The following is a 12,530-nucleotide window of genomic DNA, read 5'->3' as shown; positions in this document are numbered from 1 at the left end:
GTTCGGACGCGTCAGTTCAGAACCGTCGCGACGATGCCGGCGAGATACCCGAGTCGGGCGATCTCCGAGGGCCTGAACTCCGGGCCCCCGGGCCTGCCCAACATCAGCACGGTGCCGGTGGTACCGAGGGGAGCCGCGGCGATCTTGGTGTCCATGTCCCGCCATACCTGGGGCACCCAGTCGGCGTCCGAGTCCAGAGCGGCAGGGGCGTTCAGTGGGAACCAGGGCAGCTCGGCGGCGTGCGTCTCGGGAGCCCCCGAGCTGCCCACCAGACGGAACGGGCCATGTGCGTTGGTGGCCACGACTGTGCTCCACCCCACCCGCAGAACGCGGGGGGCTCCGTCGACGAGCACCTGAAGTCGGTCGTCGGACGCCGCCGCGACCCGATCGATCAATTCCAGTTCTCGGTGCGTATCGAGGACGCCGGTGTACGGGCGGATGGAATCGACCCGAACGTCGGTCAGGTTCTCGGCAGCAGTGATGAGCGTGTCGGGAAGCGAACCCGGAGCGACGTCGACCACAAGATCGTCGACTGCGTAACCGTCACCGCGTTCGATGACGTCGAGGGAGAGGATGTCCGCCCCGACCGAACCGAGCGCGACGGCCAACGATCCGAGGCTGCCCGGCCGGTCCGGCAGTTGGACGCGGAGCAGGTAGGACATGTCACGCTCCCTTTCGACTTCTGGCGTATTTCGGCCACCCCAGCGTCATCGGTCGTTGCTGGCGAGTAGCGTGCCGCTCTTGGGTCGTTCGGCAGGCTCCGCTCCTGGGAACACTGTGCACCCCGGCGCGAGCAATCCTTGCATCTTCGACCCGTCGGGTACGTCGCGCAACGCGGGCCGTGACAATTCCGACACTCCACGCGGCCACGAGGCGTGAGTGAAGTCCGCGTAATGCTGCGCACTAGGCTGGACCGCGTTCGCGAACCCACGAGGTTCGCTCTGCACGAATACGGGGCCGCTTCTGCAGGCTCCCCTCCTATGTCCGAAAGGGGTCTACGCGGTGCCAGACATCTCCCGCGACGAGGTCGCTCACCTCGCCCGGCTGTCGCGCTTGGCTCTCAGCGACGCCGAACTCGACGAGTTCGCCGGCCAGTTGGATTCGATTCTTCATCACGTCAAGACGGTGGCGGAGGTGGCAACCGACGACGTCCCACCGACCGCCAACCCCAGCGACATCGTGAACGTGACGCGTCCCGACGTGATCGTTCCAGGCCTGACGCCGGAACAGGCACTGTCCGGCGCACCGAACGCCGAGGAGGGCCGTTTCGCGGTGCCGCAGATTCTGGGAGAGAGCGAATGACCGACCTGACGAAGCTCGACGCGTCCGAGCTCGCCACCCGAATCCATGCGCGTGAGGTCAGCGCCGTCGAGGTGACTCAGGCGCATCTCGACCGGATCTCCGAGGTCGATGGTGACCTGCACGCTTTTCTGCACGTCGCAGGATCCGAGGCACTCGCAGCGGCGACCGACGTCGATGCGGGATTGTCCGCCGGACACGCACCTGCCTCGGCTCTGGCAGGCGTGCCGCTGGCCCTCAAGGACGTGTTCACCACGACCGACATGCCGACGACGGCCGGATCGAAGATTCTCGACGGGTGGATGTCGCCGTACGACGCGACGCTCACCACGAAGCTGCGGGCCGCGGGCATTCCGGTGCTGGGCAAGACCAACATGGACGAGTTCGCGATGGGTTCGTCCACCGAGAACTCGGCCTACGGACCGACCAAGAACCCCTGGGACACCACCCGCATCCCCGGTGGCTCGGGCGGCGGCAGTGCTGCGGCGCTCGCGTCGTACCAGGCCCCGCTGGCCATCGGCACCGACACCGGAGGATCGATCCGCCAGCCGGCGGCGCTCACCGGCACCGTGGGAACCAAGCCGACCTACGGCAGCGTCTCGCGCTACGGACTGATCGCCTGTGCCTCCTCTCTCGATCAGGGTGGCCCGTGCGGTCGAACCGTGCTCGATACCGCGTTGCTGCACGAGGTCATCGCCGGCTACGACTCGCGCGACTCCACGTCGGTGGAGACTGCAGTTCGACCGGTGGTCGAGGCGGCACGAGAGGGTGCTCGCGGTGACCTGACCGGAGTGCGTGTCGGTGTCGTCAAGGAATTGCACTCGGACAAGTACCAGCCCGGTGTCATCTCGTCCTTCGACGCCGCGGTGGCGACACTGACCGAACTCGGTGCCGAGGTGGTCGAGGTGTCGTGCCCCAACTTCGTGCACGCACTGGCCGCCTACTACCTGATTCTTCCGTCGGAGGTGTCGTCCAACCTGGCTCGGTTCGACGGCATGCGGTACGGGTTGCGGGCGGGTGACGACGGCAGGCACAGCGCCGAGCAGGTCATGGCCACCACGCGCGCACAGGGGTTCGGACCGGAAGTCAAGCGTCGCATCATGATCGGGACCTATGCCCTCTCCGCGGGATACTACGACGCCTACTACGGCTCTGCCCTGAAGGTGCGCACCCTGATCGCCCGTGACTTCGACGCCGCGTACGAGAAGGTCGACGTGCTGGTGTCGCCGACTACCCCGACCACGGCATTTCCGTTGGGGGACAAGGTCGACGATCCGATGGCGATGTATCTCAACGACCTGTGCACCCTGCCCACGAACCTCGCGGGTCACTGCGCGATGTCGGTGCCGTCGGGTCTTGCTTCCGAGGACGGACTGCCCGTCGGTCTGCAGATCATGGCCCCGGCGTTCGCGGACGAGCGGCTCTACCGTGTCGGTGCCGCATACGAGGCCGCCCGCGGCGATCTGAGGTAGTTCGAGGTGCTGCATCGGTGGGCTGCCGATCTGGCTCATCAGCCACTGCTGTCCGGTGCAGTGCCCGCGGTCGCACTGACTGCGACGGCGGTCCTGACGACCGTCCTCGTGGTCGCGGTCGTCCGAAGGACACGGCGAGGCCGAACGCTGGGAACGGTGTTCGGCCCGCTGAGTGCTCTGGGTCTCGTGGGATCGCTTGTGGTGGCGGCGACGGTGCTCACCAATCTGACCGTCACTCGGTACCCGACGGTGGCCGTGGCGCTCGGCCACCGACCGGCCGTCCCGATCGAGGGCACCGGCAGGTTGATCGACATGGACGTGCCCGGCACGGTGTCGCACTTCGACGCGCGACCCGCGACCGTCTACGTTCCGGCGTCGTACGACGCAGGAGCGAGCGACCTACCGGTGCTGGTGCTGCTCACCGGCCAACCCGGCCATGTCGTCGACTGGATCGAGGGTGGTCGGCTGGCCCAGACGATGGACGCATTCGCGGCACGTCACGACGGCGCGGCCCCGATCGTCGTGGTGGCCGACGGCCTCGGCGACACCGAGGCGAATCCGATGTGCATGGATTCGGACCTCGGGAATGCCGCGACGTACCTGTCCGTCGATGTGCCGCAGTGGGTTCGGTCGAACTTCCGGGTGTCCTCGGATCCGAGGGCGTGGGCGGTGGGCGGCTATTCCTACGGCGGAACGTGCGCGCTGCAGCTGGCGGTGACTGCACCGTCGGTGTACCCCACCTTTCTCGACATCTCCGGCGAGGACGAGCAACGGCGCGGGACGAGAAGCGAATCCGTTGCGGCGGCATACGGCACGGACACCCCGGCGAACGAGGCGCGTTTCGAGCGATCGACGCCGCTGAACATACTCTCGCGCAACAGATTTCCCGATTCGGCCGGTGCGTTCGTGGTAGGTGCCGACGACGAGGAATTTCGGCCGCAGACCGAGCGAACCTTCAAGGCTGCAGAGGCTGCGGGTCTCGAGGTGCACTACAGCGAGCTGCCCGGCGGGCACTCGATGCAGGTGTGGGCTCCCGCGCTGGAGCAGGAAATGGACTGGCTCGGTGGGCGATTGGGGCTTGTCGACTGAATCGCCCGGCGTGGTCGTCACCGACACCGTTGCATGCTCGTACCCTGGTCGGTTCCGTACCGATGGCCGTGACCGGCTCCGACGTCGAGTGCGGCCGTAAGATCGACGGACGTCTGGAGGAAGCTCACGCCGGGCAGCCACATCGGTGTGGGCGCGTCGAGTCGGGTGCTCGACGTGTTCGGCGGTGACCACAGCAGGTCGGTCGACCACCGGACGACGGGGTCCGAGGAATTGGCCACCACCGTTGCGCCGTCGGTGTTCACGGCCCCGGCGGGCGGACCCGCCCACACGGCACCGCAGATACCCGGATCGCTCCGTCCGATCGAGAGGAACACGTCGCTTCCCGCCACCGCGCCCAGACTCTGGCCGTACACGATGATGTCGGGCGGTGTCGGTTCCGATGCCGCGCGCGTCGCCACAGCGCGAACCACCGCGTCCGCGGAACTACGCGCGTCGTCCTCGGCGAACAGGAATGTCGCCCAACTGGGCGCGCCCGAGTACTGCACCGCCACTGTGGCGACGTCACCACCGAATCTGCTCTCGGCACCGGTGACGGCGTTCTCGTCCACCCACCCCGATCCGGTCGGTATCGCGACGACCACGACGCTGCGCTGGAACCCCCCGGCTCGATCCAGGTCCGCGACGGCCAACGCCACCCTGCGATCGACCGTCGGGGCCGAATCCAGACCCGCGTAGGCGCGCACGGTACCGGGAGCGAGACCGCCGGAGACGAACTTCCGGCCCTCTGCGCCGAGCGTGCGCCACGGGACGAGCGAGGCCGGAGCTCCTGATCTCGTGTTCGAGCTCGGAGCGGGCTCTGCGTCGTCCACAACGGAGTTCGAGGCCGAGAACGAGTCCGATACGGCCGACCCGACCGAAGGCGCGGCAACGAACGACGCAAGACCGACGATGGCAACCGCAATCACCGATCGACCACGGCCGAGTGCGCCGCCGATTCCGACAGCCGCACGGCCGAGTACGCAGAGAACCACCGCAACACCGATCGCCCCTGCGGCCACCTCCGCTGCGTACCGCCAGTCCACCGTCCCGACGTCCATAGAGATCCGTAATCGGTTCTGCCAGAGAATATTCGCTGCAAAAGAGCAGGTGGATATCCCTGCCCCGACACCGGCCGACCAGGCCTGCAGGCACCGCCGAGCGGGCGTGCGCGAGCCGAACACGCGCCGGGCCGACCATGCGGCCGCGAGTGCCGTCGCCATCACTGTGCCGGTGAACAGGGCCTGGGTGACGGCCGGCCGTGGGAGCAACGAGGGAGCCGAGGACACCATCACCGCAACGGTGAGGGCCACCGAGGTGCCGATTCGGGGGAATCGGACACCCGTCTCGGCCGGGGCAGTCGGGTGAGCCGAACCGGCAACTCCGGTGCCTGCGACGATCGGCGCGATCATGCGGGCTCGATCGTCCGGGACACCTGATCGGTGGTCACCAGGCGTCGGCGCGCATGTCGGCCGGTCGCGATGCCCCACAGTGCAATCGGAACGATCCCCGCGCTGCCGAACACGAAGGGCAATGCCGGCTCGGCCACCGGTGCGCCGAAGGACTGTCGCCAGGAGTTGAGGTCGACGGCCGTGGCAGCCACCGATGCGGCGGCGTCGCAGACCTGACGGGGCCCGTCGTCGGCCCGGTCCGTGCAGGCGGCGTGCATACGCCCCTCCAACTGGGCATCGAACGATCTGCGCCACAGCGGATCCACTGTCGTTCCTGTGGCAGCGGCGTACCGAATCAGGTCGTAGCCCAGGTCGTGGGCCCTGCATGCGGAATCGAACTCGGTCGGAAGCGGAACGGGCGACGAGCAATCGCCGTGTGGGTTCTCTGCCATGTCGTCCTGCACCCGAGGCCGGTAGCCCATCACCGATCCGAAGTCGTCGGGGATGGTCAGGGCGGCGACGTCCGCCGACTCGGTGACCAGTGCGTGTACCGAGACCGCGACAGGCGAAGTCGATTCGGCAGCAGGCGGTGTCGATGCCGCGCCGGTCGTTGCCGTCACCGCTGCGATCGCCGCCGCCGCGCACATGACGACGCGAGAAGTGTTCCTGTTCATGGCTTTCGACGCTAGGGAGCGGCGTATTCATCGGTCATCGCACCGAAGTCTCGTTCTGCCGTACGTGCATCGGTGGTTCCCCAGGGGGGATCCGATACCTGGATACTGCACAGAACTGATACCCAGGTATGACGACCTCGTCGGCTCACAGTCCCTAGGCTCGGTGCGTGCGAAGGAACAGATCAGGCGACGCCGAACTCGGAGCGATTCGGCGTCGAGTGCCGACCCGACTCGGTGGCTTCCGCGCGATCGACGTGCTGATCGTTGCGATCACTGCAACGCTGTATTCGATTGCATGGCCGACTCTGCCGGTCACCCATCAGGTCTCGGGTCCGTTACTGCCCATCGTCGGCGCGCTCGCCGCGTTTCCTTTCGCGTTGATCCGCGTCAATCCCGCACTGGGATGGGCCGTCTCGGCTCTGTTCGCTCTGGTGATACCGGTAGCGTTCGACCGTGTACCCGGCTACGACTACCCGTGGCAGGTGGTGCACATACTCGTTCTTCTGGCGTTGTTGTTCGCCGTCGCGGTTCGCTCGCCGATATCGGTGCTGCTCGTCGCTTGGCCGGCCAGCATGCTGGTGTTCTTCGCCTACATGCCGGGCGCGGACGGCATCGGCTGGTCGGTGGGTCTGACCGCGATCGTGGTGTTCGGACTGTTGATCCGCTGGCTCGTTCTCTCCCGTAGGCAGCTCGCGCAGCAAGAGGAAGTCAGTGAGCTCGAGCGCACCCGACGCACCGTTCTCGAGGAGAAAGCCAAGATCGCCCGCGATCTGCACGATGTCGTTGCGCACCACATGTCGATGGTCGTCGTGCAGGCGCAGAGCGCGCAGTATCGACTCGATGATGTATCCGATTCCGCAGCACAGGAATTCGAGTCGATCGCCGTCACCGCCCGGGAAGCGCTCAACGAGATTCGGGGAATGCTGGGCGTGCTGCGCAGCGACGGAGCGCAGTGGCAGGACGCACCGGCACCGAATGCACTCGACCTCGAACGCACCCTGCACGCGAGCCGCAAGGCCGGTATGGACGTGCGGTGGACTGTCACCGGCCGGATCGAATCGATCTCCGACACAACAGGGTTGGCGCTGTACCGAGTTCTGCAGGAGTCGCTGTCCAACGCTGCCCGGCACGCCCCCGGGGCCGCGGTGACCGTCGACATCACGGTCGGGCCGAGTACGGTCGTCATGACCGTGATCAACACTGCGTCGCCGAGCACGAGTGTCCGACGCACTGCTGGAGCCGATACCGGTGGGCACGGGATAACAGGTATGCGCGATCGTGCGCGCGCGGCGCACGGCACGCTGCACGCCACCTATCTGCCCGACGGAGGATTCGAGGTCGCGGTGCACGTTCCGAACGGCATGCCGATCTCGACGGCACCGGTTGTTCGGCACGATCTCGCCTAGGCTGTTGCGCGTGGCTACAACGGTGTTCATCGCCGACGACCAGGCAATGGTGCGGCAGGGGTTCGGTGCCCTTCTCGGTGCGCAGGCCGACATCTCGGTCGTCGGAGACGCCGACAACGGCAGGACCGCGGTCGGCGAGGTCGCCCGGTTGTTGCCCGACGTGGTGCTGATGGACGTTCGGATGCCCGAGATGAACGGCCTCGATGCCGCTCGCGCCATTCTCTCTGCGTCACTTCCGTCGCCGGTGCGCATTCTGATGCTGACGACGTTCGACATCGACGACTACGTCTACGAGGCCCTCGCGCTCGGCGCGAGTGGCTTTCTGCTCAAGGATGCTCCGGCCGAGGAGTTGATCAGGGGTGTTCGGGTCGTCGCCGCAGGCGAGGCGTTGTTGGCACCATCGGTGACGAGACGGCTCATCGCCGACGTCACCTCCCGGCGGGGAGCTCGGCGGCACACGTCCGCGCGTCTGAGCGATCTGACTCCGCGGGAACGCGAGGTTCTCGAACTGATCGCCACCGGTATGTCCAACTCCGAGATAGCGGGTTCGCTGTTCCTGGCCGAGCAGACCGTGAAAACGCACGTCGGCAAGGTCCTCGCGAAGCTCGGACTGCGTGATCGCGCTCAGGCGGTCGTCCTGGCCTACGAGACCGGCGTCGTCACGCCGAAGTGAGAACCGGACGGTACCGACGCGCGCAGCATCCAACGCCCGATTAGGCTGACGTCCGTCACCGGGTCCGCTTCACGGACCCGCGAGCAGAGAGGCGAAAATCGATGCGCATCGGAGTTCTGACCGGAGGCGGCGATTGCCCGGGGCTCAATGCGGTGATTCGCGCAGTCGTGCGCACCGCGGACGCGCGGTACGGCTCCACTGTCGTCGGTTTCCAGGACGGATGGCGCGGGCTTCTCGAAGACCGTCGGGTGCAACTGCGCAACGACGACCGTAACGACCGGTTGCTCACCAAGGGCGGCACGATGCTCGGCACCGCGCGCACCAATCCGGATGTGTTGCGCGCCGGACTCGATCGGGTCAAGCAGACTCTCGAGGACAACGGCATCGACGTGTTGATCCCGATCGGCGGCGAAGGGACCCTGACCGCTGCCGCGTGGTTGTCGGAGGAGGGTGTGCCCGTGGTCGGCGTGCCCAAGACGATCGACAACGACATCGACTGCACCGACGTCACATTCGGCTTCGACACGGCGCTGACGATCGCCACCGATGCGATCGACCGTCTGCACAGCACCGCCGAATCCCACCAGCGCGTGATGCTGGTCGAGGTGATGGGTCGGCACGCGGGGTGGATCGCTCTGCACGCCGGTCTGGCGTCCGGTTCGCACATGACGCTGATCCCCGAGCAGCCGTTCGACGTCGAAGAAGTATGCACGTTGGTGCGCAAGCGTTTTCAGCGCGGAGACTCGCATTTCATCTGTGTCGTCGCGGAGGGTGCCAAGCCGATGGAGGGCTCGATGAAGCTCCTCGACGGCGGTATCGACGAGTTCGGCCACGTTCGATTCACCGGAGTCGCTCACCAACTCGGTGTCGAGATCGAACGCCGCATCAACAAGGAAGTACGGACCACGGTGCTCGGCCACGTCCAACGCGGTGGAACACCGACGCCGTACGATCGCGTTCTCGCAACACGATTCGGCGTCAATGCGACCGATGCGGCCCATTCGGGCGACTTCGGCAAGATGGTCTCGTTGCGCGGAACCGAGATCGGCCTGGTGTCTCTGGCCGAGGCCACCAAGCAACTCAAGCGGGTACCCCAGACTCGATACGACGACGCCGCCGCGTTCTTCGGCTGATCGGGCGGGGCGTCGGCCGTCAGATACGTCCTGAGGCTTCCTGGATCTCGGCCTCACGTTCCTCGGTCTCGCGGCGTAGTTCGCGCCGTCGTCGCGCCGCCTCGAAACGCTGGGCACCGACCTCGGTGGTCGGCGTCAACTGGGGCAGTGTCTTCGGCTTGCCGTCGTCGCCGATCGCCACCATGGTGAAGTAGCAGCTGTTGGTGTGGCGTAATTCACCGCACTGGATGTTCTCGGTCTCCACTCGGATGCCGACCTCCATGGAGGTGCGGCCGGTGTAGTTGACCGACGCAGAGAACGTGACCAGTTCTCCGACGTGGATGGGTTCGCGAAACACGACGCGATCGACCGACAGGGTGACGACGTAGGCCCCCGCGTAGCGACTGGCGCAGGCGTACGCCACTTGGTCCAGGAACTTCAGAATCGTGCCGCCGTGGACATTGCCGGAGAAGTTGGCCATGTCGGGTGTCATCAGCACGGTCATGGACAGTGTCTGTCGCTCTGGGGGAGTCACCCGTGCACGGTAACGAGGACTCGTTGTTACTCGCGCGTTGTAGGCGGGAGTGGAGCCTGCGGGAACGGCTGGCGGTGGGTAGGACATAAACTTGCGTGCATGACTGCTGCAACCGTCGATTTGATCGATTACGACGATGTGCTCGCCAAGTTCGACCCCGTGTTGGGCATGGAGGTCCATGTGGAGTTGGGCACGGCGACCAAGATGTTCTGCGGCTGCCCCACCGAGTTCGGTGCGGAGCCGAACACCCAGGTGTGCCCGGTGTGCCTGAGCCTTCCCGGCGCGCTTCCGGTGGTGAACGCTGCTGCCGTGGAGTCGGCGATTCGGATAGGGCTGGCTCTCAATTGCTCGATCACCCCGTGGGGGCGGTTCGCTCGCAAGAACTACTTCTACCCGGATCAGCCGAAGAACTATCAGATCTCGCAGTACGACGAGCCCATCGCGACAGAGGGTTACCTCGATGTGCTGCTCGACGACGGCAGCACGTTTCGTGTGGAGATCGAGCGCGCGCACATGGAGGAGGACACCGGTAAGTCGACGCACGTGGGCGGGGCTACCGGGCGCATCGAGGGGGCGTCGCACTCGCTGCTCGATTACAACCGTGCCGGTGTGCCGTTGGTGGAGATCGTGACCAAGACCATCACGGGGACCGGTGCGCGTGCGCCCGAGGTCGCACGTGCGTACGTCACCGCGCTCCGCGACCTGTTGAAATCGCTGAACGTGTCCGATGTGCGGATGGATCAGGGCTCGTTGCGTTGCGACGCCAATGTGTCTCTGATGGAGAAGACGGCTACCGAATTCGGCACCCGCACCGAGACGAAGAACGTCAACTCGCTCAAGAGCGTCGAGGTTGCCGTTCGGTACGAGATGCGGCGTCAGGCGGCGGTTCTCGAATCGGGTGGGGAGGTGACGCAGGAGACTCGGCACTTCCAGGAGTCGGACGGCACCACCACCGCAGGCCGCAAGAAGGAGACCGCCGAGGACTACCGCTACTTCCCCGAGCCCGATCTTGCGCCCGTCGCTCCCGACGCGGCCTGGATCGAGGAGCTTCGGACGACGCTGCCCGAGCTGCCGTGGCTGCGCCGTGGTCGGATTCAGAAGGAGTGGGGTGTCTCCGACGAGGAGATGCGCGATCTGGTGAATTCCGGTGCACTCGAGCTCGTTTCGGCGACGGTCGAGGCGGGTGCGTCGGCGCAGGCGGCACGCTCGTGGTGGGTGTCGTACCTGGCGCAGCAGGCCAACATCGCCGGCGTCGGACTGACCGATCTGTCCATCACCCCGGCTCAGGTTGCCGAGGTGGCTGCGCTGGTCGCCGACGGCAAGCTCAACAACAACGGTGCCCGTCAGGTGGTGGACGGGGTGCTGGCGGGCGAGGGTGAGCCTGCGCAGGTCATGGCGGCGCGCAATCTCGTACTGGAGAAGGACGACACCAAGTTGCAGGCCGCCGTGGACGAGGCGCTCGCAGCGAATCCCGGTGTGGTCGAGAAGATCCGCAGCGGCAAGGTTCAGGCCGCCGGGGCGATCGTCGGTGCGGTGATGAAGGCGACGCGCGGCCAGGCCGATGCCGCCCGCGTCAAAGAGCTGGTACTCGAGGCCTGCGGTCAGCCCTGATCACGACCGAGAACGACTGCGGCCGAGCGCGTATCGCGCTCGGCCGCAGTCGTTCGTCGTTCAGTCGAAGCCGCCTCCGCCGCCGCCGGGGAACGGCACCTTGACGACGCGGTCGTCGGTGGGTCCGACGGTCGGCCCGTTCTTGTTGACGGTGCCCACCAGGATCTGTCCATCGGCCGAGCTCGTCGCGCCGTTCAACTGGCCGTATTCGTCCTGGATCAGCAGTGTCGGTTCGGCCGAGACAGCTCCGGTGTTCGGGTCCGTGGTCAGTGCTGCAACAGCTTTGGCCGTCGTGAGGGCCACGGCCACCCCACCTGCGCCCGCTGCGCATCCGGCAACACCGGGACGGTCCGGCCACGTCCACACCGGGTTGAACACTGCACCGAGGGTGTCGATGCGCTGCAGGCGATCCTCCAGCGCGGTGCGGTCGGTGACGTAGATGTTTCCGGTGCCGTCGGTGCAGACGTCGCCCGCCGTGCCGATGCCGCTGAGTGCGATCTGCGGGCGTGGGGGGTTTGTCGTCGGGGACAGCGACGTCACCCGTAACAGCTTGCCGGACAGGGAGTTCGGGCTCGCGGCCGCGGCCGGATCGCCGTTGTCGCCGGTGAGGACCAGTAGTTCGTTCGGTGTGTAGAAGTCGATGGCTCCGCGATTGCCCGTCGCGCCGCGGGGGATGCCGGTCAGGATGTCCTTGGGTACATCGCCCTGAGCGAGTCTGACCACTCTGGTGTCCGCGGATGTGGTGATGAGGGCGTAGAGCAACCCGTCCTCGATGTACGTCGGAGACAGCGCGATGTCGAGCAAGCCGCCGTCGCCGGTGCCGTCGACATCGATTCGAGCCACCTCGACCGGCGTGCGGCCGGCAGCGACCTCCATGATGCGACCGGTGCGACGCTCGGCGACCAGTGCCGACTGTCCGTCGGGGAGCGCGACGAGACCGCCCGTGGTGTCCAGACATGTCGCGATCACCGCCGAATCCGGGTCGACACACGGACCGGACGGCGGCGGCGGAGCGTTCGGATCGGACGGCGGCGGCGTGTCGCTGGGAGTCGTCGGCTCCAGCTCGGCCGCGCCCACCTCCGGCGCAGGAGTGAACGGAGAGGCGTTCGAGTCGTCGAAACGGGCGCACCCGGCGAGCAGGGCTGCGGTCATCGACAGGGCGACGACGGCAGCGGTTGCAGTTCGTGGCGACGCTCCGACCGGCTTCATGCTTCGAACGTTACGGAACGTGGAGGGAGACACGCCACGCGGCCGTGAGCGTCGACGTCGGT

Annotated in this window: 12 protein-coding genes; 7 read left to right on the top strand and 5 right to left on the bottom strand. The window is 66.6% G+C overall.

Going from position 1 to position 12,530, the window contains the following annotated elements; genetic code table 11:
• Positions 1–11: 11 nt before the first annotated feature.
• On the bottom strand, positions 12–662 hold the full coding sequence (locus CH296_RS24710; RefSeq protein WP_032397744.1) for an amino acid-binding protein: 651 nt from the start codon (positions 660–662) through the stop codon (positions 12–14).
• 340 nt (positions 663–1,002) lie between these two features.
• Between CH296_RS24710 and gatC the strand changes: the two genes are divergently transcribed.
• The 3 genes from gatC to CH296_RS24695 are packed head-to-tail and all read left to right on the top strand — an operon-like array spanning position 1,003 to position 3,860.
• Positions 1,003–1,302, top strand: coding sequence for an Asp-tRNA(Asn)/Glu-tRNA(Gln) amidotransferase subunit GatC (gene gatC / locus CH296_RS24705; protein WP_032397745.1), 300 nt, complete (start codon positions 1,003–1,005; stop codon positions 1,300–1,302).
• Positions 1,299–2,771, top strand: coding sequence for an Asp-tRNA(Asn)/Glu-tRNA(Gln) amidotransferase subunit GatA (gene gatA, locus CH296_RS24700; protein WP_094648114.1), 1,473 nt, complete (start codon positions 1,299–1,301; stop codon positions 2,769–2,771). The genes gatC and gatA overlap by 4 nt, the downstream gene beginning before the upstream one ends.
• 6 nt (positions 2,772–2,777) lie before the next feature.
• Positions 2,778–3,860 (top strand): esterase family protein, encoded by a 1,083-nt coding sequence (locus CH296_RS24695; protein WP_256980561.1) that lies wholly within the window; start codon positions 2,778–2,780, stop codon positions 3,858–3,860.
• Between the two features lie 17 nt (positions 3,861–3,877).
• On the opposite strand, the gene CH296_RS24690 is transcribed toward CH296_RS24695, so the two are convergent.
• Positions 3,878–5,269 carry an alpha/beta-hydrolase family protein gene (locus CH296_RS24690; RefSeq protein ID WP_094685880.1) on the bottom strand — a complete coding sequence of 464 codons (1,392 nt, stop codon included), beginning with the start codon at positions 5,267–5,269 and terminating at the stop codon, positions 3,878–3,880.
• On the bottom strand, positions 5,266–5,922 hold the full coding sequence (locus CH296_RS24685) for a hypothetical protein (protein WP_143546412.1): 657 nt from the start codon (positions 5,920–5,922) through the stop codon (positions 5,266–5,268). The genes CH296_RS24690 and CH296_RS24685 overlap by 4 nt, the downstream gene beginning before the upstream one ends.
• A 218-nt stretch (positions 5,923–6,140) precedes the next feature.
• On the opposite strand from CH296_RS24685, the gene CH296_RS24680 reads away from it, so the two are divergent.
• From CH296_RS24680 to CH296_RS24670, 3 genes are all read left to right on the top strand, one after another.
• On the top strand, positions 6,141–7,328 hold the full coding sequence (locus tag CH296_RS24680) for a sensor histidine kinase (protein WP_094685878.1): 1,188 nt from the start codon (positions 6,141–6,143) through the stop codon (positions 7,326–7,328).
• Positions 7,329–7,338: 10 nt separating this feature from the next.
• On the top strand, positions 7,339–8,001 hold the full coding sequence (locus tag CH296_RS24675) for a response regulator transcription factor (protein ID WP_032397749.1): 663 nt from the start codon (positions 7,339–7,341) through the stop codon (positions 7,999–8,001).
• A gap of 101 nt (positions 8,002–8,102) precedes the next feature.
• On the top strand, positions 8,103–9,134 hold the full coding sequence (locus CH296_RS24670) for an ATP-dependent 6-phosphofructokinase (RefSeq protein ID WP_032397750.1): 1,032 nt from the start codon (positions 8,103–8,105) through the stop codon (positions 9,132–9,134).
• A 19-nt stretch (positions 9,135–9,153) separates the two neighbouring features.
• Here CH296_RS24670 and CH296_RS24665 read toward each other — a convergent pair whose 3' ends face one another.
• Positions 9,154–9,618 carry an acyl-CoA thioesterase gene (locus tag CH296_RS24665; protein ID WP_176459328.1) on the bottom strand — a complete coding sequence of 155 codons (465 nt, stop codon included), beginning with the start codon at positions 9,616–9,618 and terminating at the stop codon, positions 9,154–9,156.
• Positions 9,619–9,747: 129 nt separating this feature from the next.
• Here CH296_RS24665 and gatB point away from each other — a divergent pair, with 129 nt between their 5' ends.
• Complete coding sequence (gatB, locus tag CH296_RS24660; RefSeq protein WP_094648110.1) at positions 9,748–11,259, top strand: Asp-tRNA(Asn)/Glu-tRNA(Gln) amidotransferase subunit GatB; 1,512 nt, start codon at positions 9,748–9,750, stop codon at positions 11,257–11,259.
• Between the two features lie 60 nt (positions 11,260–11,319).
• On the opposite strand, the gene CH296_RS24655 is transcribed toward gatB, so the two are convergent.
• Positions 11,320–12,468 (bottom strand): sorbosone dehydrogenase family protein, encoded by a 1,149-nt coding sequence (locus CH296_RS24655; protein ID WP_032397753.1) that lies wholly within the window; start codon positions 12,466–12,468, stop codon positions 11,320–11,322.
• Between the last annotated feature and the right edge of the window lie 62 nt (positions 12,469–12,530).

Source organism: Rhodococcus sp. 14-2496-1d (assembly GCF_002259365.1).
In the GTDB taxonomy this organism is placed as follows: Bacteria; Actinomycetota; Actinomycetes; order Mycobacteriales; family Mycobacteriaceae; genus Rhodococcoides.
This window is presented reverse-complemented; position numbering and strand designations above follow the sequence as displayed.

Excerpts from the sequence above, each read along its gene's own strand:
- CH296_RS24710 (WP_032397744.1), bottom strand. The coding sequence starts at position 662 with ATGTCCTACCTGCTCCGCGTCCAACTGCCGGACCGGCCGGGCAGCCTC.
- gatA (WP_094648114.1), top strand. The coding sequence starts at position 1,299 with ATGACCGACCTGACGAAGCTCGACGCGTCCGAGCTCGCCACCCGAATC.
- CH296_RS24690 (WP_094685880.1), bottom strand. The coding sequence starts at position 5,269 with ATGATCGCGCCGATCGTCGCAGGCACCGGAGTTGCCGGTTCGGCTCAC.
- CH296_RS24685 (WP_143546412.1), bottom strand. The coding sequence starts at position 5,922 with ATGAACAGGAACACTTCTCGCGTCGTCATGTGCGCGGCGGCGGCGATC.
- CH296_RS24670 (WP_032397750.1), top strand. The coding sequence starts at position 8,103 with ATGCGCATCGGAGTTCTGACCGGAGGCGGCGATTGCCCGGGGCTCAAT.
- CH296_RS24665 (WP_176459328.1), bottom strand. The coding sequence starts at position 9,618 with ATGACCGTGCTGATGACACCCGACATGGCCAACTTCTCCGGCAATGTC.
- gatB (WP_094648110.1), top strand. The coding sequence starts at position 9,748 with ATGACTGCTGCAACCGTCGATTTGATCGATTACGACGATGTGCTCGCC.
- CH296_RS24655 (WP_032397753.1), bottom strand. The coding sequence starts at position 12,468 with ATGAAGCCGGTCGGAGCGTCGCCACGAACTGCAACCGCTGCCGTCGTC.